The following is a 22978-nucleotide window of genomic DNA, read 5'->3' on the forward strand; positions in this document are numbered from 1 at the left end:
GCGCCTCAAGCGGGTTATAGGTCGTCGATGTAGCCCAATGAACGCAGTGCACGTTCATCATCAGCCCAACCAGACTTCACTTTAACCCAAGTTTCTAGGAAGACTTTACGGCCAAACAGCTCTTCCATATCTAGACGTGCTTCACGACCAATCGTCTTGATCTTCTCGCCGCCTTTACCAATCACCATCTTCTTCTGGCCACTACGCTCAACTAGGATAAGAGCGTTGATGTGGAAGCCATCGTTATCTGGGTTGTAGTCAAAGCGTTCAATCTCAACCGTTACCGAATAAGGTAGCTCGTCACCGGTAAAGCGCATCAGCTTTTCACGAATGATTTCAGATGCCATGAAACGCTGAGAGCGGTCTGTTACGTACTCTTCTGGGAAGTGGTGCGTCGCTTTTGGTAAGTGCTCACGAACGTGCTTGCGCAGCACATCGGTGTTCTTACCGTGTTTCGCTGAAATTGGCACCACATCGATGAAGTCCATCTTCTTAGAGACTTCCATCATGTGCATCATCACATCGTTGCGGTCTTGCACGTTATCAACTTTGTTTACACACAGAACCACAGGGAAGTTGGCTTTCTTCAGTTTAGTGAGAACCATCTCGTCGTCTTCAGTCCAGTGCGTACCGTCAACAAGGAAAAGTACTAAGTTAACATCACTCAATGAGCTGTTTGCTGCACGGTTCATCAAACGGTTAATCGCGCGCTTCTCTTCAATGTGAAGACCTGGGGTATCCACATAAATTGCTTGGTAATCGCCTTCTGTCTCTACACCCATAATACGGTGACGAGTCGTTTGCGGTTTACGCGATGTGATAGAGATCTTTTGACCCAGAATGTGGTTCAAAAGAGTCGACTTACCTACATTCGGACGACCGACAATAGCGATAAAACCACAGTGCTGGTTTTCCGGTAGGCTAGGTTCTTTGTTATCAGATGCAAAGAATGCATCGATATCGAATTCTTGGTTGTTATCAGACATTGCTTAGTTGCTCTAATGCTGTTTCAGCAGCCGCTTGTTCTGCCTTGCGGCGGCTTGTGCCTTTACCGATAACAGGTTTATCCACACCTGCCACTTCACACTCAACCGTAAACTCTTGGTTGTGTGCTTCACCTTTAATATTAGTCACTGTGTAGACAGGTAGCGGATTTCTTCGACCTTGTAGGAACTCTTGCAGACGCGTTTTCGGGTCTTTTTGAGAAACACCAGGTTGAATCGCTTCTAGGCGAGTCTTGTACCAGCTTAAGATAATGCCGCGGATCGTTTCAGTGTCGCTATCTAAATAGATAGCACCGATGATCGCTTCAACGGCATCAGCCAGAATCGAGTCACGACGGAAGCCGCCACTCTTTAACTCACCTGGACCTAATTTTAAGTAATCTCCTAGGGCGAATTCACGACCTAGTTCAGCCAACGTATGTCCACGTACCAAAGTAGCACGCATACGGCTCATATCACCTTCGTTTACTTTCGGGAAACGATGGTAAAGATCATCAGCGATGACAAAACTTAAAATTGAATCGCCCAGAAACTCAAGACGTTCGTTGTGCTTACCTGCAGCGCTGCGGTGAGTCAGCGCCAGGTGAATGAGATCGGTATCTTTGAACTGATAGCCGATCTTTCTCTCTAGTTTATCAATTGGAGAATTCATGCTCTCTCGATGTATTTAGTGATCGATTAATTAATGCCACCGATGCGGTTAAAACGCACACCAGTTGGGATCCAAGAAGGTAGAACACTGTCTGAGCCACGTTCGAATTCAAAGCTGATCCAAATCGCAACGGCTTTACCTACTAGGTTTTCTTCAGGGACAAAGCCCCAGTAACGGCTATCGGCACTGTTGTCACGGTTATCACCCATCACAAAGTACTGGCCTTCTGGAACGACCCACTCGTTAACACCTGGACGAGGTTGGTACGATTGCACACGGTCACGACGCAGTGGGTTAACTAAAATCTGATGCTCCACTTCACCTAACTTTTCATGCAGTTGGATCAGAGGCACACCATCTTGAATAAATTGGCTCTCTTCAACGTTACTCAGCTTCACTGGCTTACAGCCTTGTGTGCCTTTGGTTTGAATACACAGCTCTTTGTTACTGTTGTAGCGAATCATATCGCCCGGCAGGCCAACTACACGCTTAATGTAGTCAATGTTTGGCTGTGGCGGGTATTTGAATACGATTGAGTCACCACGCTCAGGCTTGCCTGTCTCTACCAATTGAGTGCGCCATACTGGGTCTTTTAGACCGTAAGCGTATTTCTCAACCAAGATAAAGTCACCCACAAGTAGGGTTGGCATCATTGAGCCCGATGGGATTTGGAACGGTTCATAGATAAATGAACGCAGCACCAATACAAATGCAATTACAGGGAAAATGGATACGCTATTTTCAACCCACCAAGGCTGCGCCGTCACTTTTGCACTGGTTTCAGCATCTAAACCGTTAGTTTGAGCGGTAACGCTAGCCAGTTTCAATTGGCGCTTCTTAGCCCAAACAAACTTCTCTAACGCCCATACAACGCCAGTCACTAAGGTTACGATCACTAAAATAAGCGAAAATGTATTAGCCATTTATATCCCTTAAATTTCATTTCTTTAAAAATAACGAAAGTGAAAGAATAGCGAGCTACCCTTTCACTTTCAATTATTCGTTTAACGCTGGATAAGCTTAGTCTTTGCCAACGTGAAGAATTGCTAAGAACGCTTCTTGAGGCAGCTCTACGTTACCGATCTGCTTCATACGCTTCTTACCTTCTTTCTGTTTCTTCAGAAGCTTCTTCTTACGACTCACGTCACCACCGTAACATTTCGCGATAACGTTCTTACGCAGCTGCTTAACTGTTGAACGAGCGATGATGTGGTTCCCGATAGCCGCTTGAATTGCAATATCGAACATCTGACGAGGGATGAACTCTTTCATCTTCTCAACTAGCTGACGACCACGAGTCTGAGACTGATCTTTGTGGGTAATCATTGCTAGTGCATCAACAGTGTCGCCGTTTAGAAGAACGTCTACACGAACCATGTTAGACGCTTCAAAGCGTTGGAAGTTGTAATCCAGTGACGCGTAGCCACGAGATGTTGACTTCAGACGGTCGAAGAAGTCCAGTACCACTTCAGCCATTGGAATATCGTAAACAACCGCTACTTGGTTACCGTGATAAATCATATCAACCTGCACACCACGCTTCTCAACACACAGTGTGATTACGTTACCTAGGTAATCTGATGGCACTAGGATATTACAACGCGCGATTGGCTCACGAATCTCATCGATATCGTTAATAGCCGGAAGCTTAGCCGGGCTATCTACGTAAAGCAGTGTGCCGTCAGTTTTTTCAACTTCGTAAACTACGGTTGGCGCAGTTGTAATCAGGTCTAGGTCGTATTCACGCTCTAGACGCTCTTGGATGATCTCCATGTGAAGCATACCAAGGAAGCCACAACGGAAACCGAAACCTAGAGCTGCAGAGTTTTCTGGCTCGTAGAATAGTGATGCATCGTTTAGGCTCAATTTGCCTAGTGCATCACGGAAGTTTTCGTAATCGTCAGATGATACTGGGAACAGACCTGCGTATACCTGTGGTTTTACTTTCTTAAAGCCCGGTAGTGCCGTTTCACAGCCGTTTTTAGCCAGTGTCAGCGTATCACCCACTGGTGCACCAAGGATGTCTTTAATACCACATACAACCCAGCCTACTTCGCCAGTTTGCAGAACTTCGGTATCAACCTGTTTTGGTGTGAAGATACCTAGACGGTCTACACCCCAAACTTGACCAGTACTCATTACTTTGATCTTGTCGTTCTTTCTTAGAGAACCATTCTTGATACGTACTAGCGATACAACGCCAAGGTAGTTATCGAACCAAGAGTCAATGATCAGTGCTTGTAGCGGCGCATCTGGATCGCCTTCTGGCGCAGGGATTGCTGAAACAATGTTTTCTAGTACATCGTCAACACCGATACCCGTTTTCGCAGAACAGCGAGTCGCTTCCATCGCGTCGATACCAACGATCTCTTCGATCTCTTCAGATACGCGCTCTGGATCCGCAGCAGGAAGGTCAATCTTGTTTAGGATTGGCACAACTTCCAGATCCATTTCGATCGCTGTGTAACAGTTTGCTAGTGTCTGAGCTTCTACACCCTGACCTGCATCGACAACCAGTAGCGCACCTTCACAAGCGGCTAGAGAACGTGATACTTCGTATGCGAAGTCAACGTGTCCTGGAGTATCGATGAAGTTTAATTGATAAGTTTCACCATCTTTAGCAGTGTAGTTAAGAGTCACACTCTGAGATTTGATAGTGATGCCACGTTCACGCTCCAGATCCATCGAATCAAGGACTTGTGCAGCCATTTCACGATCGCTTAATCCTCCACAAACTTGGATTAGACGGTCAGATAGGGTCGACTTACCATGGTCGATGTGGGCGATAATCGAAAAGTTACGAATGTGCTTCATAATTTGGTGTGACAAACTCTTTAAATTAGGACGGTAAGAAAGCCGCGAATTGCCCGCATTTCATTGGCTGCGGTGGCGGCATTTCAATCAAGTTGGCAGATTCTACCCAATTTAACCGCAATACGCATCATAAATTAGACGAGCGGCTCACCTAGGATTCGAATCAACACCACTTGTTGCTTCGATTTATCTTCCATCGGTTTCGCCAAACGTTTTGCAAGGGCAATACCACCAGCTGTAAATATAGCAGCAGATAGAATAACTGCGCCTTCCCCTAGGCCAAGCAAGGGCGCTAAGAGTAGCTGACCAAAGGCGGCACCCAGCATCAGCATAAACAGCGGGACAAGATAGACTAACGCTGCCGATTGCAGCAGGTTCTTCTCGGGAAAGCCGATCTCAACAACTTGACCCGCTTTGACTAGGGTCTTAGTGGTAAGTTGCCAAAAAAGGGATTTGTTGCCTACGGCTTTAGTGACAATGCCAGTGCCGCAGCTTTTTTGCGACGAACAGCTGCTGCAACTAGTCTGTTGCTCACAGCTCAACTGGACACGATAGTGAGCACCGTGTTTTTCGACGGCGCTCACAGTAGCCAATGCAGTCATCATTGGTTTGTACCTCGGCTCGCAGCAAACTGAACCGATTTCGCAATACGCTGCGCAGTTGCAGGTGGAATATCACCAACCACTGAGATCTCGTTAGTGCCACTGACTAAGCTATGCAGGGTACGGCGACCTTGACGCACAAGCTGACCTTTAAGAGAGTGCTCATCTTTGTCTGCGATATAAACCGAGAAGCTGAACAAGCCATCACTAAACAGCTGGCTTTCAACCATCTTGTCCGTCGCAGCCATTTGGTAACGGTTCATCTCTTTCGCTTCAAAGCCATCAGGAATCCAAGAGACGCGCCAATCACTATCACTTTCCAAACCATCAGGGAGAGAAAGAACTTTCGGCAGCTGAGCATTATTCAGCCCCGCCATCGCTTCTGCAATCTTGTCATTAACGACATAAGAGATGGTGCGGTACTGCTCAAGGATCTCACCGTCGCGGTCAAGAAGATCGGCTCTTAATGGGAGATTGGTGTTTTCATCAACCCAGAGAACATACGAATAACGTAGGCCATCTTTAGGTACAACACGCAGCACTTGAGTCGTCGTCCCCGCTTCACGAGCGCGACCAACCTTAACAAAGTCGTAGTACTGGTTAAGTGCATCAATGTCGTTATTCAACATTGGAATGACTGGCGCCACCATGTTGCCAGACTCAATCGTAAAGGGTTCTGTACCCGGTTCGATGTAGCTGACTTCATTGCCGCGTCGAATCACTTCTCGTACAGGGCCGCTTAGATAGACAAGGTGGGCAAGTTGTTGTTGCTCGTTCACAGCATGACGATAAAGGAGCGGCTCAATGCTGCTCTTTTTGATCAGTATGTAGGAAAGTTCGTAATTTAAATGCTGACTGGCCTCGTTCATTTGATGCAATAAGGCCTTTGCAGACGGTTCTTCTGCAAAGGCGCTTGGAGAGATCAAGCTGAACAGTGTCAGTGCACTGACCAGGAATTTCTTCATTCAATATCCGATTCTAGATGCGACTCACTCACAGTTGACGCATCGTTGTTTAATCTCAATTGCAACTCGTAGTCTTGCAACATAGCGTGCACGCGTTTGCGCTGCTCTTGCAAGTTTGCGTCTGCTACTGGTTTCTCAACAGACTCACGAGTCAAACTTACAGGCTCAACAGAACCCGCAAATGGGATCGTTTGGAGCACAGGCAGTTGTTCTGCTTCTGGGGCTGCAGGATCGCTGCCACCATACTGTTGTACACCTAAAATAACCGCTAGTGACACACATGCCGCGACGGCAACTTGACCAAACTGCTGCAGCCAAGCTGGCATTTGGCGTTTTGCCTGTTGAGGTTTAGGTTGTTCTTCATGCACTTCTTGAACAGTAGGTTGGTTCTGCTCTGGGCGCAGTGAATGCACATTAGTCAGTTTGTTGTGTGCAGGCTCGTTCTCAAGCGCTGCGGCCACACTGTCTGCAATGTTCCATTCCAGCGTTTCTGGCGCATCGCCTCGCATGACATCACCGATTAAATGGTAACTCTGCCAGGTATCCTTGCTTTCTTGATCGGACTCCAACTCTGCAATCAGAGCTTTATCGATCGTTTCACCATCCATGAGTGCCGAAAGCTTTTCTTTATCAGCCATTATTTTCACCATAATTATTACAAGTTTTAGCGTTGTAAAAGAGGTTTAATCTTCTTTTCCACCGCTTCACGAGCACGGAAAATACGCGAACGTACGGTTCCTACAGGGCAATCCATTACTTCTGCAATCTCTTCGTAACTCAAGCCTTCAAGCTCGCGTAAGGTCATTGCAGTTTTCAGGTCTTCGGGTAGCGCTTCAATCGCTCCAAAAACCACTTCTTTCAATTCTTTCGACAGCGTTAAGTTCTCAGGGTTCGAAATTTCTTTCAATGCGCTGCCGGTTTCAAAATACTCTGCATCATCTGCATCTACATCGGTTGCGGGAGGCCTACGGCTCTGTGCAACTATATGATTTTTTGCTGTGTTCACGGCAATTCGGTACAACCATGTGTAGAAGGCACTCTCGCCTCTAAAGTTTGGTATCGCGCGGTAAGCTTTAATAAATGCTTCCTGTGCCACATCAGCCACATCACCGGAATTATTCACGTAGCGAGAGATAAGATTGCAAACTTTGTTTTGATACTTAACCACCAACAGGTTAAATGCTTGCTTATCTCCACTCTGAACTCGCTCAATCAACACTTGATCGGTTAGCTGCTCGTTCATTCGAGCGGGTACTCCTATTGTTATCACCCTTACCTTCTCAGATATGGGTACTAATTATGCGAAATGTAGTATTGACACCACTGTCTACATGAGCACTATTGTGACTAGGCCAAATACCGAAAGTTCCAACTTTCTTAAAATTATTTGCCATTATTGTTTCACAATGTGATGTAATAAAAATAGCTACCCCTATCAATGTGGGGAAACTTAAGCAAAAGCAATGGTATTGAGCAATTAAATATTTCTAGATAGCTGTCTATATCTTGATTCTGCATTGTCTTTAAGGACTCATTGAGACTGAGTATAACAGTCGTTAAAGCCCTCCTGAAACAAGACAAAGTCAATTTAGAGTGGACAACTCGACTATAGCCCGGGATTTAAAAAGTTTTATGAACGCAAACCGTGAACATCAGTGTGATGTATTAGTGGTGGGAAGTGGTGCTGCTGGCTTGTCTTTAGCCTTACGTGTCGCTGAGCATGCAAAAGTAATCGTATTAAGCAAAGGACCACGTAGCGAAGGATCGACCTACTACGCACAAGGTGGTATCGCGGCCGTATTTGACGAATCGGACAGTATTGAGTCACACGTTGAAGATACGCAAATTGCCGGCGCTGGGTTATGTGAAGAAGATACGGTTCAATTCATTGCTGAAAATGCTAAAGAGTGTGTGCAGTGGCTAATTGATGGCGGTGTGCCTTTCGACAAAGATGAAAACAGCACCGAAGGTCAGCCTAAATACCACCTGACTCGTGAGGGTGGACACAGCCACCGACGTATCCTGCACGCGGCAGATGCAACCGGCATGGCAATGCAGACCTCACTGCAAGACAACGTCAATAACCACCCGAACATTGAAATTTTCGAGCGCCATAATGCCCTCGACCTGATCACTGAAGACAAAGTCGGTGGTTCGAAAGACAAGGTGATCGGTGCCTACATTTGGAACCGAAACCAAGAGCAAGTAGAAACGGTTCGTGCGAAATTCGTGGTACTTGCAACAGGTGGTGCTTCGAAAGTGTATCAGTACACATCCAACCCAGATGTCTCTTCTGGTGATGGTATTGCGATCGCTTGGCGTGCTGGTTGTCGTGTTGCGAACCTTGAGTTCAACCAATTCCACCCAACGTGCCTATTCCATCCTGAAGCGCGTAACTTCTTGTTAACTGAAGCACTTCGTGGTGAAGGTGCGTACCTGCGCCGCCCTGACGGCACTCGCTTCATGAAAGACTTCGACGAGCGTGGTGAACTCGCGCCTCGTGATGTGGTAGCTCGTGCCATCGACTTCGAAATGAAACGCCTTGGTGCTGATTGCATGTACGTGGATATCAGCCACAAGCCAGAAGAATTCATTACTGCGCACTTCCCAATGATCCACACGCGCTTGATGGATTTGGGCATCGACATGACCAAAGAGCCGATCCCGATTGTTCCCGCTGCGCACTACACCTGTGGTGGCGTGATGGTGAATAAGGATGGTCAAACTGATCTTAAGAATCTCTACGCAATTGGTGAAGTGAGCTACACCGGTCTTCATGGTGCGAACCGCATGGCGTCAAACTCACTGCTCGAGTGTGTGGTTTACGCTTGGTCTGCGGCGAAACACATCGTCGAGAACATCGACCAATCTCAGCTGTGTGCAGCTCTGCCTGCATGGGATGAAAGCCAAGTAACCAACAGTGACGAAGAGGTTATTATCCAGCACAACTGGCACGAACTTCGCCTGTTTATGTGGGATTACATGGGGATTGTGCGTACTGATAAGCGTCTTGAGCGTGCAATGCGTCGAATTCAAATGCTGCAGCAAGAAACGCACGAGTACTACAGCCACTTTAAGGTTTCAAACAACCTTCTAGAGCTGCGTAATCTACTGCAAGTTGCTGAGCTGATGGTGCGTTGTGCGATGCAGCGTAAAGAGAGCCGCGGCTTGCACTACACTCTTGACTACCCAGAGCTCGCTGAAGACAGCGGCCCGACTATTCTGACGCCAAATAAAAACTAAGGCGCTAAAACATAACGACTTAAAGGGAGCACTGTGCTCCCTTTTTGTTTTTCAGCCACACCAATAACTGGCGATAGTCCTCATCTCGACAGCTGTCACGCCAAATCATTAAAGGCTCTCCCTGCTTAAACTTCAGCACAACAAACAGCGAGTGCCACACCGTATCGCTGGATTGTACTAACCGGCGCTCTCCATTAATCAATAGTTCATGGTTGTCATTGAGCTCTAGAATACCAACAGCCACTGACCAACCGACATTGTTATCGCGCAGCAACCAAAAGAGCAGAGCAAATATATAAAGGGTTGCGATGAGAGGGATATTTGAGATGGTGACAAAAAACAAAAGGCACCACAGAGTGGCGCCTTTTGCGAATAATGCGTAATACGAAGGGCTAAGCTTGAACTTAACGAACCTTGCTGAGGTTATGTGCAACAATTTTATCGACCATTGATGCGTGACCTAGGTTTTCACTACGACCGTGGCCCATCACCCATGTAAACAAGTCGGGATCGTCACACTCTAGTAGCGATACAAAATCACGTTGCTCCTGCTCTTGCAATGAATCAAAACATTCCTCAAAAAAGGGCATGATGACTACATCAAGCTCTAACATACCGCGGCGGCAGCCCCATTTAATTCGTGCTTTCTGCTCTGCAGTGTACATTGGTTATCCTCACCTATTATTTTTCTTTCTTGGAGTGTAACAAGTCATAAGCATTGCAACTACCCTATGAGTCACAGTCCCTATCTCAGCTCACAAAAAAACCTAGGCTGACAAAAAAAACGAACCGGATTAACATAGACACAAATTAAATTTCTCAGGAAAGGCAAAATGGATTGGAAAAACACGTTTCAACCAATGACTCACACACAAAATGACACGCTTCCAGAGCTCATGATGACGCATATCTCTGACTGGGGTGCGATTACCATGGTAGGTGACGATAAGAAATCTTATCTACAAGGCCAAGTGACGTGCGATGTGGTACAGCTAGCGAGTGACGAATCGACGCTCGGTGCTCACTGTGATGCGAAAGGTAAAGTGTGGAGTATTTTCCGCCTATTCCACCACAATGATGGTTATGCCCTACTTCAACCTCAGTCTGCTATTGACGTTGAACTGCATGAAATCAAAAAGTACGCAGTGTTCTCTAAAGTTACCATTGAGCAAACAGAAGATGTGGTTCTAGGTATCATGGGCGCTCAGGCAGATAGCTTTATTGATACTCTCTCTGAAGAACGTGGCAACGTACGCGCCATCGAAGGCGGCAGCGCAGTTAAGATTGCAGACTCACGCTGGGCACTGCTCATCACAGCTGAAGCAGCACAAACCTTAGTAGAGAGCAGCTCAGCAGAGAAAGTTTCAGAAGCTATCTGGCAATACTATGAGATCATGGATGCTCAACCAAAGCTGTCGGCGAGTGAGCAAAACGAGCACATCCCACAGGCATTAAACCTGCAAGCCATTGGTGGCATTAGTTTCACCAAAGGTTGTTACACGGGACAAGAAACGGTTGCACGCGCTAAATACCGTGGTATGAACAAGCGTGAAATGCGTATTGTCTCTGGCACAACTGAGCAACCATTGAGCCTTGATAGCGCGATTGAACTAGAGCGTAGTGTCGGTGAAAACTGGCGTGGCGCTGGTCGTCTTTTGAATGTTTACCAATTCTCAGATAACACGGCTATCGGTCTGATTGTTCTGCCAAACAACCTAGATGATGACGTGAAACTGCGCTTAGCTAGCCAACCAGACCAGCAATGGTCGATTCAGTCTCTGCCATATAGCTTGGAAGAAGAGTAAATTTCCCTTGCAAACGGTTATTACAGATTGGTTGGATCAACAGCAAGTGGAGTACCGCTTGCTGTTACAAGATAAAGAAACCACCTCCATCGAAGAGACAGCACAGGCTCGCGGTATAGAACCCTCACAGATGGTCAAATGCATTCTGCTACGAGATATGGGCAATCAATACGCCCTTGCGTGTGCGCCCGGCGACAAAGCGATTGATCCTAAAAAGGTACGTGCTGTCCTCAACTGCCGTCGCATGACTTGTGTCTCTCAGCAAGATGTCGAATCGGTAACTGGTTTTAAGGTCGGCTGTGTCGGGCCGTTAGCACTCAAACGCCATATGCCGATCATTTTTGATCCTTCCCTTCAACAGAATAAAATTGTCACCATCAGCTCAGGTGAGCGTATGGCGGGGATCGCGCTTGATCTTAACGATCTTATGAATTTGTGTGCACCAATTAGTGCGGATATCTGTCGATAACGCCGAGACGACATTGATATAGCTCGCAGAAACCCTGCCTTATATGCGAACCGTCTCATTACAAATGAGATCGACATCATATTTACTAGACTGACCAGATAAGATATTTAGTCACATTTAAAGCATAACTAGTCATGAAGGCTATTCTAAGGTAGTCTACATTGACTGGTTGGCTTTTAATCAAAAGTTAAAACTGGCCAGTCAAAGTGAATCCACTGAGTAACGTCAGTATCCACTTTTGTGTAATGCATCTGTGACTATTCGCCCGTTTTTGAACGGGCTTTTTTTATGCGAAAAATTTACACTTTTATTGCACTTTTAAGAAATTACCGCCTATTCTTAACATGTCATATACGTTCTGCCTACAACCCAGACAGGAAAGTCAGCTGGCAGTTCAACTAACACTTTCGTTTTGAGGAGAAGCTCACGATAAAAACGATATTTGCTATGGAAACTGCTTACTGCAGCACAAATATCTACAAAGCGACAACTCCACTGCATATTACTCCACTCTTATCACAATTATTCCCTCGGAGATTTTCTATAATATGCTGGCTAGGTAAAGATAAGGATAAGAAAAAATGAGACTGTTTAAGCGCTATACACCCGGTATGATTGCTAAACATGTAAGTCGACTTTTCAAAGGACGAATCTACATTTACGGCGTTGGGAAATTTGAGTTTGATAACGGTAAACTGGTGCTGCCAGAGAGAGCAGAGAAGCGCCACTTTGATACCGTCAAAGAGATAAATAATGAAATTATGAAGCTGAGATGCGCTTACGCTTGATTTACATAATTACCAAATGAATACAGAAAAGGGTTGGCACTGCCAACCCTTTCGCTTTCTTGGAGCTGAGTCTTTACGACTGAAAAACTAAACGACTAACTTATACTAGTGGGGCGCTTAGCCAGCTCTGGTAAATTACCCGTTAAACCTAGTGCACGTTTCATGATCTCATCTTTCGCACCCGGCAGCTGACCCGCGAGTTTCATACCCAGACCACGAATCAGTTTCTTCGCAGGGTTATCCCCTTCGAACAGATCTTTAAAGCCCTGCATCGAGGCAATCATTTTCGCCGCTTCTGCTTTGCGCCAGCGCTCGTAACCGCGCAGATTGCGCTTAGTCCCGATGTCTTCACCCGCTTGCCATAGTTTAAGCAGCTCTTGCGCTAGGCTAGCGGCATCCAGTAGCCCAAGGTTAACGCCTTGGCCCGCCAATGGATGGATGGTATGAGCCGCATCTCCAACTAACGCGACACGCTCTACAGCAAAATCACGGGCGTAACGCATACGAAGTGGGAACGCAAAACGCTCACCCACTACACTGCACAAGCCCAGCTTGGCATCAAACTCTGTGGTTAGATGTTTGTTGAATGCCTCTTCAGACATAGACACTAGCTTCTCGGCACGGTTCGGCTCTGTCGACCATACGATAGAGCTCATATTTGGCGACTGCATTGGCAAGAAAGCCAGAGGCCCTTGAGGAGTAAAGATTTGACGAGCTACACTCTCATGCGCAGATTCAGTACGAATGTTTGCCACGATTGCACTATGGCCGTAATCCCAATGCGTCAGTGGAATGTCTTGCTGTCTGCGCACCCAAGAGTTTGCACCATCAGCGCCGACCACCAGTTTCGCTGTCAACGCTTGTCCATTATCTAGGGTTAGCCACGCCTCGCTCTCACCAATAGCTAAAGAGCTGCATGTTGCTGGCATATACAGGCTAACATTGTCTTGCTTCTTCACTTGCTCTAATAGCGCGAGCTGAATAACTCGGTTCTCAACAATATGACCGAGGTTAGGCTGAGCCAGACGAGTAGAATCGAACTCTATACGCGCGAAGCTGTCCTGCTCCCACACTTCCATCGCCTGATATGGCGCTGCACGTCGCTGTTCAATGCCCTGCCAAGCGCCAAGGTTACGTAAGATCACTTCGCTTGAACGGCTCAACGCCGACACTCGGACATCTGGCAATTCATTAAGGCCTTCACTCGGCGCTTTGCCTTCAATAACAGCAACTCGCAGCTCACTGTCTTTTAACGCTGCGGCTAATGCCAAACCAACCATGCCACCGCCAACAATAGCGATATCAACACTTTGCATCATTATTATCTACCTTATCTCTCAACCAAGCCGAGCGTATGACGCAGTAAAGGGGCTTTTAATGGTGAGATGTTATCCATTGCTGCTAATCCGAGATTACGGCCCAAACGAGTCGCAGGCCAATCATTTGAAAATAGGTGAACCAGACCCGAAGTGAGTGAGATCGTGGTGTCACGATCCGCCTCACGACGCTTTCTAAAGCGAGTTAACCCTGCATAATTCCCCGCATCATCAAGCTGCTTGCACACCTCTTCCGCCAACGAAGCAACATCACGAATGCCTAAGTTGAACCCCTGCCCAGCAATTGGGTGTAAGGTTTGTGCAGCGTTGCCGACAATCGCAAAGCGGTGCGAAACATTTTGTTGTCTATGACGCAGAATCAGAGGGTAGCTCGCACGCTGGCCCACTCTTTCAAGCTTACCAAGTCGCCAACCGAATGCATCTTGAAGCTGCTCAAGAAAGGCAGACTCATCCAACGCCATCACCTCAGAGGCCTCTTCAGGAGGCAAGCACCACACCAAAGACAAGCGGTTATTGGTCATAGGTAGCAGGGCCACAGGGCCGTGCTCGGTAAAACGTTCAAATGCGCGCCCACGATGAGGCTCACTCGCCACAATGTTTGCTATGACGGCCACTTGGCCAAAATCGTGTTCACTAAGGCTAATACCCAAACGCTCACAACATGTCGAGATAGCGCCATCAGCGGCAACTAAAAGTTTCGTTGAAATAGTGTCGCCACTGCTTAGTTCAATGTCAGTGTGGTCAGGGTGACGAGTTATCTCACTCACCGATGACGGACAAAACAAACTGATGTTGCTCTCCGCTTCGAGCTTCTCTTGATAAATACGCCCAACATCCGCAAGCTCGACAACATAACCAACCGCATCCACCGCCAGTTGTTCACTGAAGATGTCCGTCATGCCAGCATGACCACGGTCTGAGACATGAATGTCTTTGATCGCCGTCGCTACAGGTGCAATCGACGACCACAATTGTAGGGACTCTAGTATCTGCACAGTCCCGTAGGAGAGGGCAATTGAGCGAGAGTCAAAGCCTGGGTGAGCACTGTGGTCAACCTGATACGGTTCCACCACAGCTATCGATAAAGAACGTTGACTTAACTGGTTGAGCGCTAAAGCAAGCGTTGCGCCCGCCATTGCTCCACCAGCAATTACCACATCAAATTGAGCCATCGTGACCTCTAAACTCGAAACGATTAATGAACTAGAAACGCTTATTTAACTTCAAGTGCTTAATGAATAGTTGGAGCGCTATCTTCTGAAGGGCGAGCACCGAATTCTGCATGAATGGTTAACGCACACGCTTTCACGTGTTCAATCACCTGCTCAAGTAGCTGCGCTTGTTCGTCTAGATCATCGTCTTCGTCGATGCCCAGCTTTGCCATCTCTTCGAGATCAGCCAACGCTTCTTTAGTCTCATCCGACGCTTTATTCAGTGGCGCTCCCACTAAACCTAAACCTGAGATGAAGTGATTGATCCAATCTGACACGCCATCAGCAAGATCAAACAGGCTCGCGCTTGCGTCTTCGTCAGGTAATAGCATTGATAGCTCCATGCCCGACCCTGTGATCTCAGTCGTCGTGACTTTGAGTGTTGCTTCAGCCAGTGTCAGTGCGCGATCAGGCCAACCCATACCTTCATTGGTGTAATCAAAGATCAGTGGCTGCCAGCTTTTATCTGCAAGGTTTAACCCTCCGCTCAGCATTCCTGTCAGTAGGCCGTGCATCTCTGCAGGCGTGACAGCTAGGCTTGCTGATTGCAATTCAGTTGCAACCGTAAGGTAGTCAGGTAAAGTAGTTTCGCTCATCAGATAACTCGCTCAGTTGTTCTTTATATCAATCTATTAATCGTACCACTTCACCCCAATTCTAGTAAGCGCAGATCCTTAGCAATTGCAGCAAGAGTGACTATCAAATGTTCAATTTGCTGAATTACTGTGTGCTCAAGCTCTCATTTACAAACAGTCACCCTGAAAAGCTTGAATCTTAATAGCGGTTTACCTATAGTTTCTCCCTCAGAGGAGTTAGCTTCCTCATCGGTGCTGGCACTTTTTCTTTCTCATAATGACAAAGGGCAACGGCCTTAGAATAGCGCGTTAAAGAGTTCATCCATCATGAGTAATCAAGCGGTAGACGTTGAAATATTAGGTAAATTGACTCGAGTGAATTGTCCAGCAGGGCAAGAAGAGTCATTAATCGCAGCGGCGGCCGATCTTGATAATCGATTGAAAGAGATGGCCGAACGTACTAAGGTAACCAATGAAGTTAAGCTACTGACTATCGCTGCTCTTAATATCTGTTATGAGCTACAGACGAAGAAGTACGAAGCTAACGACGAACAAGACGCACTGACCGAGCGCATGGAAAAGCTCACTGCATCGCTTTCAGATGTACTCAGTAAGGTTAAGCACGGACAGCAATAGCGTACACAAAATTTACCCTGGAGTGTTTGTCAGAGGATTCACGTCCCCGAGCCGATAAGCAATCCCTAAGGGTTAGTACTTGAGTACTATTGAGCATGCTCGGCCCGTACCGAGAAGCCTACGGTAATCATTGCTGATCCGCCTTGAACTCGCTGGTTCAAGGGCCATCTATTCTCAACGGCACTTTGGGGTATCCCTTCTTATGAAGACGCTCACTCGTAACGAGTTTCGCACTCTCATCCGACAGAAACGCAAAGCACTCTCTCATCTTGAACAGCAGCAAGCTGGCTCAGATCTCGTTGAACGCTGTTCGACTTTGAACGATCTCCAAAATGCACAGCATATCGCCCTCTATATCTCTACCGATGGCGAGCTTGATACTCAACCTCTTATTGAATGGTTATGGTCGCAAGGTAAAGAGACTTACCTCCCTGTTCTGCATCCTTTCTCAGCAGGCCACCTACTCTTTTTACGTTATGCTCCCGACACCCCGATTGTGCACAACAAATATGGCATCGTTGAACCAAAACTCGACCAGACCCAAGTCAAGCCTGCGCGCGAGCTCGATGTTATCTTTACACCACTTGTTGGGTTTGACTCATCCGGGCATCGCCTTGGTATGGGTGGTGGCTATTATGATCGTACCTTAGCTCCTTGGTTTGCGTCTGGCATTGGCGCTACACCGATTGGGCTGGCCCATGATTGTCAACATGTCGAACAACTGCCAACCGAGAGTTGGGATATTCCGCTGCCTCAAATCGTGACCCCAAGTAAAACTTGGCAATGGGAAAATAGTGATTAAAGCGCTATAATCCGCCCCGCAAACGTTAACTTGAACGTAAGCCCTATTTATTCAAAAAAGCACGACCTATTCAGGAGATTGGCATGACTCAAGATGAAATGAAAAAAGCAGCTGGTTGGGCAGCACTTCAGTATGTTGAAGAAGGCAGCATTGTAGGTGTTGGTACTGGCTCTACAGTAAATCACTTCATCGACGCACTAGGCACAATGAAAGACAAGATCAAGGGTGCCGTTTCAAGCTCGGTAGCTTCTACACAGCGACTAGAAGAGCTAGAGATCAAAGTGTTTGAGTGTAACGACGTAGCAAAACTTGATATCTACGTTGATGGCGCAGACGAGATCAACGCAACTCGCGATATGATCAAAGGCGGCGGTGCAGCCCTTACTCGTGAAAAGATCGTTGCTGCGATCTCTGAAAAGTTTGTTTGTATCGTTGATGGCACTAAGGCTGTTGACGTACTAGGTAAATTCCCACTACCAGTAGAAGTTATCCCTATGGCTCGCTCTTACGTAGCACGTGAGCTAGTTAAACTGGGCGGCGACCCAGTTTACCGCGAAGGCTGTCTAACAGATAACGGCAATGTGATCCTAGATGTACACGGTATGGCGATTGAAAACCCGAAACAACTAGAAGACATCATCAACGGCATCGCTGGTGTAGTAACAGTAGGCCTATTTGCTCACCGTGGTGCGGATATTGTTATTACTGGTACCCCTGAAGGTGCAAAAATCGAAGAATAATAAACAGAGTAATAATGCTACTTTCTGTTACTTCATTACATACGGTGCCCAAGGGCACCGTTTTTTTGCTTAGCTTCTGTAAAATTATGGCTTATTCCGTAATTTTCTTACCCAAATCATTTTTTTTTTGTTACTTTATTGTTCAGAAGACGCACAGGGAAAACGTTTGTCTCCTAACAAAATGGTTAATTTCATCCCCTTAAGCCGTTTTGTAGCACGTGCGCCGCATTTGCCCACCTTTCCATTTTAAAGGACGAGAACAATGGCCAAAGTTTCACTGGAAAAAGATAAGATTAAAATTCTGCTGTTAGAGGGCCTGCATCCTTCTTCAGTAGAGGTACTACAAGCTGCTGGTTACACCAATATTGAATATCATAAAGGCTCGCTGCCAGAGGATGAACTTCTCGAGGCGGTTAAAGATGCTCACTTTATTGGTATCCGTTCTCGTACAAACTTATCCCAAGAAGTAATCGATGCTGCTGAAAAGCTGGTTGCAATCGGCTGTTTCTGTATTGGTACCAACCAAGTAAACCTTGAAGCTGCGGCAAAACGTGGTGTTCCAGTGTTTAATGCACCATTCTCAAATACACGTAGCGTAGCGGAATTGGTTCTTGGACAAGTACTGCTGCTGCTTCGTGGTATTCCAGAGAAAAATGCACTTGCTCACCGTGGTATCTGGAAAAAGAGTGCCGACAACTCTTACGAAGCACGTGGTAAACGCCTAGGTATTATCGGTTACGGCCACATCGGTACTCAGTTGGGTATTATTGCTGAGAACTTGGGTATGCGCGTTTACTTCTACGACATCGAAAACAAGCTGTCACTGGGTAATGCAACGCAAGTCCATACCATGACTGAGCTGCTTAATAAGTGTGACGTGATCTCACTGCATGTTCCAGAGACAAACGAAACCAAGAACATGATGGGTAAAGAAGAGTTCGATCGCATGAAGCCGGGCGCAATCTTTATCAACGCTGCCCGTGGTACTGTGGTGGATATCCCTGCACTGTGCGGTGCGCTTGATTCAGGTCACTTAGGTGGTGCGGCGATTGACGTATTCCCAACCGAACCAAAAACCAATGCTGACCCATTTGAGTCTCCATTGATGCAGTTCGACAATGTAATCCTAACACCACACGTTGGTGGTTCTACTCAAGAAGCGCAAGAGAACATCGGTGTCGAAGTCGCGGGTAAATTAGCCAAGTACTCAGATAACGGTTCAACGCTATCAAGTGTGAACTTCCCAGAGGTATCGCTACCACTGCACACGGGTACATCACGTCTACTGCACATCCACGAAAACCGCCCAGGTATCCTGACTCAAATCAACACCATCTTCGCTGAAGAAGGAATCAACATTGCGGGTCAGTACCTACAAACGGCAGCCGACATGGGTTACGTAGTAATTGATGTGGAAGCCGATCGCTCTGAAGAAGCACTGCTAAAACTGAAAGAGATCGAAGGCACGATCCGCGCTCGACTGCTTCACTAATATTTCCGTTTAGCGGATGCAAAAAAGGCTCTCATTATGAGAGCCTTTTTAGTATTTGGCCTATGGTAGGCTTTTAGATCATGATGATCTAATTACTCTTCAAGCTGGTAAATCACATCGACACGATCGCGAATGGTGATTGTCGAATCTTGATAAGAGTTAGACTCTGTTCTTGAATCCATTGCCATCGAGCGCATCAACACCGGTTGTGCGTACTGTGCGTTGTAATCAATACGCCACACATCACCGAGTTCTTTGTCGAAACCGTTCGCCAGTGACTTCGCTTTGGTTTGCGCATCTTTGATCGCTTCCAAACGAGCCATCTCTTGATACTTAGCCTGATCTCGAACTTGCAGTTGGATATTATCCACCTGATTAATCCCTTCGCTTAAAGCAATATCTAAGTAACGATTCAGGTTCGTCAGATCTTTCACCTCTACCGTGACATTACGAGATGCTCGATAGCCGACTAGCTCAGGCTTACCCTCTTTTGGATAATGATATTGAGGCGCAAGATACAGGTTAGAGCTTTGAATGCTCGATTGTTCAATGCCAGCATCTTCTAGCTTATTCAGAAAACCCGTCACGACTTTGTCTACCGTGCCCTTCGCTTGTTCTGCGGTCATTGTGGTTTCAATAACCTTAACAGAGAACGTCGCCATATCAGGCGTTGCTACGACTTCACCATAGCCTGTCGTCGCAAGGTGAGGAAAACTGGTCACCTCTGCAAACGATGGAAAGCTTAAAACGCTCAAAGCAGCAGTAAGAGTGAGAGATGTCGCTAACATATTTGGAACTAACTTCATTAGGAAAACCCATGCTAAGCAAATGTTCTTTCATCATAGAGTAATTTATCGCGATACCAATCAGGATATTGAACTTCTTACATAACTTTTACGCGGGAAAAACCGTCAGCTTACTGAGGCAGGTGCTGGTGCGCATAGTTCAAGATCGCCTGTGAAATCTCTTTGAGCACCCCACTCTCTAACTGCCAGTGATGCCAATAGATTCGGTAAGAGAGCAAAAAACCCGGAGTAATATCAATCAGAGCGCCTGATTCTAGTTCTTCAACAATCTGCAAGCGAGGAATCAAGCAATAAGCAACGCCGGAAAGCGCTAAACGAACAAATGCTTCCGAGCTACCCACCGTATGATTAATGACGGCATCTCTTGGCACGTTAAAGTGGTCGTGAAGAAACTTCTTATGCAGGTCATCATATTGATCATAAGAGACCGCTGGCGCACGCTTGAGTGTCGCGTAGTTAACGCCCTCAGAGAAGTATCTATCATAAAATTCAGGACTTGCGACACAGACGTAATCCATTCGCCCTAAGTAGTCGGCTCGACATCCTGGAATGGGCTGAGATTCCAAACTGATGGCACCCGCCACCTCTCCATTTTTAAGCTTAGCAATGGTGCGAGCCTCACCATGAATCGCCATATTGAGTTCCACTTGGCGACTCTTCATTACGTCCGACAACGCAGGTAACAACCAAGTTGCAAGGCTATCCGCGTTGGTTGCAATCGAGACCGACAACGCCTGGCTGCTCTCTTCATTCATTAACTCTGGGATCAACTCATGCTCCAACAGGCGCACTCGTCGATATAGACCAAGTAACTTCTTACCCGCAGGCGTTGGACGTGGTGGCGTCTCACGAATCAATACCGGTTGAGCCAGCCACTTTTCAAGCTGTTTAATACGCTGCGATACTGCAGATTGTGAGATATAAAGGTGCTCGGCCGCACGCTCAAAGCTTCTTTGATTCACGACCGAATCGAGGGCTTCTAGCCATTTATAATCCATTCCTCGCACGGTTTTTCCTCCTCAATGTGGATGCATCCAACCCAAATAAGTTTGTCTAATATTAGATTAAAATCATTAATTATACTTATTCAATATCTAAGCGTATCTTCTCTCTAAAACTAAGGGTTCAACAGATTACGTGGAGGTTAAAATGAGTTTTTGGGTTTTATTACAAGGGTTTGGATTGGGTGCAAGCATGATTATTCCTATCGGTGCGCAGAATGCCTACGTCTTAAATCAGGGTATTAAGCGCAATCACCACCTCACGACTGCAACCATCTGTAGCCTATTAGATACGTTGTTTATCTCGCTTGGTATTTTTGGCGGCGGTGCGATCCTATCGCAAAATGACGTTCTACTGACATCGGTAACACTAGGCGGTATTGCCTTCCTGAGTGTTTATGGTTTGCTGTCACTAAAGAGTGCCTTTAAAAAAGAAACAGAGAGTGAATCGAAGAAAGAAGTGCTGGCACGTGGTAAACGCACGGTGATTTTAGGCGCTCTAGCGGTGACGGTTCTAAACCCTCACTTGTACCTAGATACTGTGGTGATCTTAGGTTCGATTGGCGGACAGTTCGAAGGGAATGATCGCTTGGCATTTGCCTTGGGTACGATTTTGGCTTCGTTTGTGTGGTTCTACTCCCTATCTCTAGGCGCAGCTAAGTTAGGTCCAACCTTATCTAAGCCTAAGGTTAAGAAAGGTATCGATATCGCTGTCGCAGCCATGATGTTCACTATCGCAGCTGTGTTGGCTAACGGTCTCATTGCCCAATACTGGTAATCCAGATTCATTAGATTCTAAGCAAATAAAAAGGCGGATAACCTGAGTTATCCGCTTTTTTTTGATTGCGCTGAAGCCTGAATTAGCCTTCAACTTTGTTCATGTGAACATCCATTTGTGGGAATGGAATTTCGATGCCTTCTTTATCCAAGCCTTCTTTGATTGCTTGCATAAGGTCGAAGTAAACATTCCAGTAGTCGGCAGTGCTTACCCATGGGCGAACCACGAAGTTAACCGATGAGTCAGCCAGTGTGTGAACACCCACTTGAACGCCTGGATCTTTCAGCACGCGCTCATCTGATTCACAGATTTTTGTCAGTAGTTCTTTAGTCTTCTGAAGATCAGCACCGTAAGAAACACCAATCATCAGATCAATACGACGCGTTGCGTGACGAGAGTAGTTAGTGATTGGGCTACCAATTACGCTGCCGTTTGGCACAACAACCATTTTGTTATCAGGTGTTGTTAGAACCGTTTGGAAAATCTGAATAGAATCTACAGAACCCGCTACACCGCCAATTTCTACGTAGTCACCAGACTTGAACGGACGGAATGCAACAATCAGTACACCCGCTGCAAAGTTCGATAGTGAGCCTTGTAGAGCAAGACCAACCGCTAGACCAGCCGCACCAATTACAGCAACAACAGATGCAGTTTGAACACCTAAGCGGCCTAGAGCTGCAATAAGAACAATAACAAACAACAAGTAGCGAACTAAGCCATGGATGAACTCCACAACCGCTCGGTCCATTTTCTTCTTCTGAAGCACTTTAGAAACGCTATTCGCTACCGCTTTCACGATCAGGTTACCTATAAATAGGATAACCAATGCTGAGATGATGTTTACACCATACTGAATGAAGAGATCTGAATTGTTTGTTAACCACTGTTCTGCATTTGAAAGACCATCAACAATTGGTGTTTCAAATTCGGTAGAGCTTTCAGCCATAATGAGCATCCTCTATATAATATGCTATGAGCTAAACTGCCTTAAGCCAAGTTGTGTGATTAAACGAAATTCATTGTTTTTTATAACTAAATCATCACGTTAAAAAACAAAAATTGACCAAGTCCTTTTTACAAAACAGGGACAGGCCCTGTTTTTCGGCACGATATCCTATCTTTGACAGATTGCAAAGTCATATTTATGTAAGCCTTTGAATAAAGGAAACTTACGCATAAACACAAATACCGATAGTTAAAAGACTACGAAATTTATTCACCACGCGCTAGGGTTTTTACATATTTCACACAAGTT

25 protein-coding genes and 1 other RNA gene are annotated in these 22978 nt (G+C 46.3%); 10 read left to right on the plus strand and 16 right to left on the minus strand.

Annotated elements, in window-relative coordinates:
- Positions 1-14 precede the first annotated feature (14 nt).
- From era to rpoE, 8 genes are all read right to left on the minus strand, one after another.
- Positions 15-986, minus strand: a complete 972-nt coding sequence (gene era, locus KI655_RS19890) for a GTPase Era (RefSeq protein ID WP_285408138.1) — start codon at positions 984-986, stop codon at positions 15-17.
- Positions 979-1656 (minus strand): ribonuclease III, encoded by a 678-nt coding sequence (gene rnc, locus KI655_RS19895; protein WP_285408140.1) that lies wholly within the window; start codon positions 1654-1656, stop codon positions 979-981. The genes era and rnc overlap by 8 nt, the downstream gene beginning before the upstream one ends.
- 26 nt (positions 1657-1682) lie before the next feature.
- Positions 1683-2579: a signal peptidase I gene (gene lepB, locus KI655_RS19900; RefSeq protein ID WP_285408141.1), complete on the minus strand. Its 897-nt coding sequence runs from the start codon at positions 2577-2579 to the stop codon at positions 1683-1685.
- 97 nt (positions 2580-2676) lie between these two features.
- A complete protein-coding gene (gene lepA, locus KI655_RS19905) occupies positions 2677-4470 on the minus strand; it encodes a translation elongation factor 4 (RefSeq protein WP_150869442.1) in 1794 nt (597 codons plus the stop codon).
- Between the two features lie 134 nt (positions 4471-4604).
- Positions 4605-5075: a SoxR reducing system RseC family protein gene (locus KI655_RS19910; RefSeq protein ID WP_285408142.1), complete on the minus strand. Its 471-nt coding sequence runs from the start codon at positions 5073-5075 to the stop codon at positions 4605-4607.
- Positions 5072-6037 carry a sigma-E factor regulatory protein RseB gene (gene rseB / locus KI655_RS19915; RefSeq protein ID WP_285408143.1) on the minus strand — a complete coding sequence of 322 codons (966 nt, stop codon included), beginning with the start codon at positions 6035-6037 and terminating at the stop codon, positions 5072-5074. Before rseB ends, KI655_RS19910 begins: the two co-directional genes overlap by 4 nt.
- Positions 6034-6675, minus strand: coding sequence for an RseA family anti-sigma factor (locus tag KI655_RS19920; protein ID WP_285408144.1), 642 nt, complete (start codon positions 6673-6675; stop codon positions 6034-6036). Before KI655_RS19920 ends, rseB begins: the two co-directional genes overlap by 4 nt.
- 26 nt (positions 6676-6701) lie before the next feature.
- Complete coding sequence (rpoE, locus tag KI655_RS19925; protein ID WP_032549813.1) at positions 6702-7280, minus strand: RNA polymerase sigma factor RpoE; 579 nt, start codon at positions 7278-7280, stop codon at positions 6702-6704.
- Positions 7281-7669: 389 nt separating this feature from the next.
- Between rpoE and nadB the strand changes: the two genes are divergently transcribed.
- Complete coding sequence (gene nadB / locus KI655_RS19930; RefSeq protein WP_285408146.1) at positions 7670-9280, plus strand: L-aspartate oxidase; 1611 nt, start codon at positions 7670-7672, stop codon at positions 9278-9280.
- A 19-nt stretch (positions 9281-9299) separates the two neighbouring features.
- Here the strand turns inward: nadB and KI655_RS19935 are convergent, their stop codons facing one another.
- Together KI655_RS19935 and KI655_RS19940 are read right to left on the minus strand one after the other, a co-directional pair.
- Entirely contained in the window at positions 9300-9716 is a 417-nt protein-coding gene (locus KI655_RS19935; RefSeq protein WP_373417590.1) for a protein YgfX, read from the minus strand.
- Positions 9685-9945 carry a succinate dehydrogenase assembly factor 2 gene (locus KI655_RS19940; RefSeq protein WP_032549815.1) on the minus strand — a complete coding sequence of 87 codons (261 nt, stop codon included), beginning with the start codon at positions 9943-9945 and terminating at the stop codon, positions 9685-9687. Before KI655_RS19940 ends, KI655_RS19935 begins: the two co-directional genes overlap by 32 nt.
- A 168-nt stretch (positions 9946-10113) precedes the next feature.
- Here KI655_RS19940 and ygfZ point away from each other — a divergent pair, with 168 nt between their 5' ends.
- The 3 genes from ygfZ to KI655_RS19955 all read left to right on the plus strand — a co-directional run bounded on the left by ygfZ (position 10114) and on the right by KI655_RS19955 (position 12342).
- Complete coding sequence (gene ygfZ / locus KI655_RS19945; protein WP_285408149.1) at positions 10114-11085, plus strand: tRNA-modifying protein YgfZ; 972 nt, start codon at positions 10114-10116, stop codon at positions 11083-11085.
- Positions 11086-11092: 7 nt separating this feature from the next.
- A complete protein-coding gene (locus KI655_RS19950; protein ID WP_285408150.1) occupies positions 11093-11554 on the plus strand; it encodes an aminoacyl-tRNA deacylase in 462 nt (153 codons plus the stop codon).
- 581 nt (positions 11555-12135) lie between these two features.
- A complete protein-coding gene (locus KI655_RS19955; protein WP_032549819.1) occupies positions 12136-12342 on the plus strand; it encodes a DUF1107 domain-containing protein in 207 nt (68 codons plus the stop codon).
- Positions 12343-12437: 95 nt separating this feature from the next.
- Here KI655_RS19955 and KI655_RS19960 read toward each other — a convergent pair whose 3' ends face one another.
- The 3 genes from KI655_RS19960 to KI655_RS19970 are packed head-to-tail and all read right to left on the minus strand — an operon-like array spanning position 12438 to position 15486.
- Positions 12438-13661: an FAD-dependent 2-octaprenylphenol hydroxylase gene (locus KI655_RS19960; protein ID WP_285408151.1), complete on the minus strand. Its 1224-nt coding sequence runs from the start codon at positions 13659-13661 to the stop codon at positions 12438-12440.
- Between the two features lie 11 nt (positions 13662-13672).
- A complete protein-coding gene (ubiH, locus tag KI655_RS19965) occupies positions 13673-14851 on the minus strand; it encodes a 2-octaprenyl-6-methoxyphenyl hydroxylase (RefSeq protein ID WP_285408152.1) in 1179 nt (392 codons plus the stop codon).
- Positions 14852-14910: 59 nt separating this feature from the next.
- Complete coding sequence (locus KI655_RS19970) at positions 14911-15486, minus strand: YecA family protein (protein WP_285408153.1); 576 nt, start codon at positions 15484-15486, stop codon at positions 14911-14913.
- Between the two features lie 306 nt (positions 15487-15792).
- On the opposite strand from KI655_RS19970, the gene zapA reads away from it, so the two are divergent.
- The 5 genes from zapA (at position 15793) to serA (ending at position 19135) form a co-directional block, all read left to right on the plus strand.
- Entirely contained in the window at positions 15793-16101 is a 309-nt protein-coding gene (zapA, locus tag KI655_RS19975) for a cell division protein ZapA (RefSeq protein WP_285408154.1), read from the plus strand.
- A gap of 11 nt (positions 16102-16112) precedes the next feature.
- A non-coding RNA gene (gene ssrS / locus KI655_RS19980) (6S RNA) lies at positions 16113-16297 on the plus strand.
- A gap of 6 nt (positions 16298-16303) precedes the next feature.
- Positions 16304-16903 (plus strand): 5-formyltetrahydrofolate cyclo-ligase, encoded by a 600-nt coding sequence (locus KI655_RS19985; protein ID WP_285408155.1) that lies wholly within the window; start codon positions 16304-16306, stop codon positions 16901-16903.
- Between the two features lie 83 nt (positions 16904-16986).
- Complete coding sequence (rpiA, locus tag KI655_RS19990; RefSeq protein WP_285408156.1) at positions 16987-17643, plus strand: ribose-5-phosphate isomerase RpiA; 657 nt, start codon at positions 16987-16989, stop codon at positions 17641-17643.
- A 262-nt stretch (positions 17644-17905) separates the two neighbouring features.
- Positions 17906-19135 carry a phosphoglycerate dehydrogenase gene (serA, locus tag KI655_RS19995; protein WP_285408157.1) on the plus strand — a complete coding sequence of 410 codons (1230 nt, stop codon included), beginning with the start codon at positions 17906-17908 and terminating at the stop codon, positions 19133-19135.
- 92 nt (positions 19136-19227) lie between these two features.
- On the opposite strand, the gene KI655_RS20000 is transcribed toward serA, so the two are convergent.
- Positions 19228-19941, minus strand: coding sequence for an oxidative stress defense protein (locus KI655_RS20000; protein WP_285408158.1), 714 nt, complete (start codon positions 19939-19941; stop codon positions 19228-19230).
- Positions 19942-20051: 110 nt separating this feature from the next.
- The gene (locus KI655_RS20005; protein WP_285408159.1) at positions 20052-20948 is read right to left on the minus strand and encodes a LysR family transcriptional regulator ArgP; all 897 of its coding nucleotides are present in this window, start codon (positions 20946-20948) and stop codon (positions 20052-20054) included.
- A gap of 142 nt (positions 20949-21090) precedes the next feature.
- On the opposite strand from KI655_RS20005, the gene KI655_RS20010 reads away from it, so the two are divergent.
- Positions 21091-21720 carry a LysE/ArgO family amino acid transporter gene (locus KI655_RS20010; RefSeq protein ID WP_285408160.1) on the plus strand — a complete coding sequence of 210 codons (630 nt, stop codon included), beginning with the start codon at positions 21091-21093 and terminating at the stop codon, positions 21718-21720.
- A gap of 82 nt (positions 21721-21802) precedes the next feature.
- Here KI655_RS20010 and mscS read toward each other — a convergent pair whose 3' ends face one another.
- The gene (mscS, locus tag KI655_RS20015) at positions 21803-22669 is read right to left on the minus strand and encodes a small-conductance mechanosensitive channel MscS (RefSeq protein ID WP_285408162.1); all 867 of its coding nucleotides are present in this window, start codon (positions 22667-22669) and stop codon (positions 21803-21805) included.
- Between the last annotated feature and the right edge of the window lie 309 nt (positions 22670-22978).

The sequence above is a fragment of the Vibrio sp. D404a genome (assembly GCF_030248535.1).
In the GTDB taxonomy this organism is placed as follows: domain Bacteria; phylum Pseudomonadota; class Gammaproteobacteria; order Enterobacterales; family Vibrionaceae; genus Vibrio.

Coding starts and splice junctions, on each gene's coding strand:
- era (WP_285408138.1), bottom strand. CDS start 986: ATGTCTGATAACAACCAAGAATTCGATATCGATGCATTCTTTGCATCT.
- rnc (WP_285408140.1), bottom strand. CDS start 1,656: ATGAATTCTCCAATTGATAAACTAGAGAGAAAGATCGGCTATCAGTTC.
- lepB (WP_285408141.1), bottom strand. CDS start 2,579: ATGGCTAATACATTTTCGCTTATTTTAGTGATCGTAACCTTAGTGACT.
- lepA (WP_150869442.1), bottom strand. CDS start 4,470: ATGAAGCACATTCGTAACTTTTCGATTATCGCCCACATCGACCATGGT.
- KI655_RS19910 (WP_285408142.1), bottom strand. CDS start 5,075: ATGATGACTGCATTGGCTACTGTGAGCGCCGTCGAAAAACACGGTGCT.
- rseB (WP_285408143.1), bottom strand. CDS start 6,037: ATGAAGAAATTCCTGGTCAGTGCACTGACACTGTTCAGCTTGATCTCT.
- KI655_RS19920 (WP_285408144.1), bottom strand. CDS start 6,675: ATGGCTGATAAAGAAAAGCTTTCGGCACTCATGGATGGTGAAACGATC.
- rpoE (WP_032549813.1), bottom strand. CDS start 7,280: ATGAACGAGCAGCTAACCGATCAAGTGTTGATTGAGCGAGTTCAGAGT.
- nadB (WP_285408146.1), top strand. CDS start 7,670: ATGAACGCAAACCGTGAACATCAGTGTGATGTATTAGTGGTGGGAAGT.
- KI655_RS19940 (WP_032549815.1), bottom strand. CDS start 9,945: ATGTACACTGCAGAGCAGAAAGCACGAATTAAATGGGGCTGCCGCCGC.
- ygfZ (WP_285408149.1), top strand. CDS start 10,114: ATGGATTGGAAAAACACGTTTCAACCAATGACTCACACACAAAATGAC.
- KI655_RS19955 (WP_032549819.1), top strand. CDS start 12,136: ATGAGACTGTTTAAGCGCTATACACCCGGTATGATTGCTAAACATGTA.
- KI655_RS19960 (WP_285408151.1), bottom strand. CDS start 13,661: ATGATGCAAAGTGTTGATATCGCTATTGTTGGCGGTGGCATGGTTGGT.
- ubiH (WP_285408152.1), bottom strand. CDS start 14,851: ATGGCTCAATTTGATGTGGTAATTGCTGGTGGAGCAATGGCGGGCGCA.
- KI655_RS19970 (WP_285408153.1), bottom strand. CDS start 15,486: ATGAGCGAAACTACTTTACCTGACTACCTTACGGTTGCAACTGAATTG.
- zapA (WP_285408154.1), top strand. CDS start 15,793: ATGAGTAATCAAGCGGTAGACGTTGAAATATTAGGTAAATTGACTCGA.
- KI655_RS19985 (WP_285408155.1), top strand. CDS start 16,304: ATGAAGACGCTCACTCGTAACGAGTTTCGCACTCTCATCCGACAGAAA.
- rpiA (WP_285408156.1), top strand. CDS start 16,987: ATGACTCAAGATGAAATGAAAAAAGCAGCTGGTTGGGCAGCACTTCAG.
- serA (WP_285408157.1), top strand. CDS start 17,906: ATGGCCAAAGTTTCACTGGAAAAAGATAAGATTAAAATTCTGCTGTTA.
- KI655_RS20000 (WP_285408158.1), bottom strand. CDS start 19,941: ATGAAGTTAGTTCCAAATATGTTAGCGACATCTCTCACTCTTACTGCT.
- KI655_RS20010 (WP_285408160.1), top strand. CDS start 21,091: ATGAGTTTTTGGGTTTTATTACAAGGGTTTGGATTGGGTGCAAGCATG.
- mscS (WP_285408162.1), bottom strand. CDS start 22,669: ATGGCTGAAAGCTCTACCGAATTTGAAACACCAATTGTTGATGGTCTT.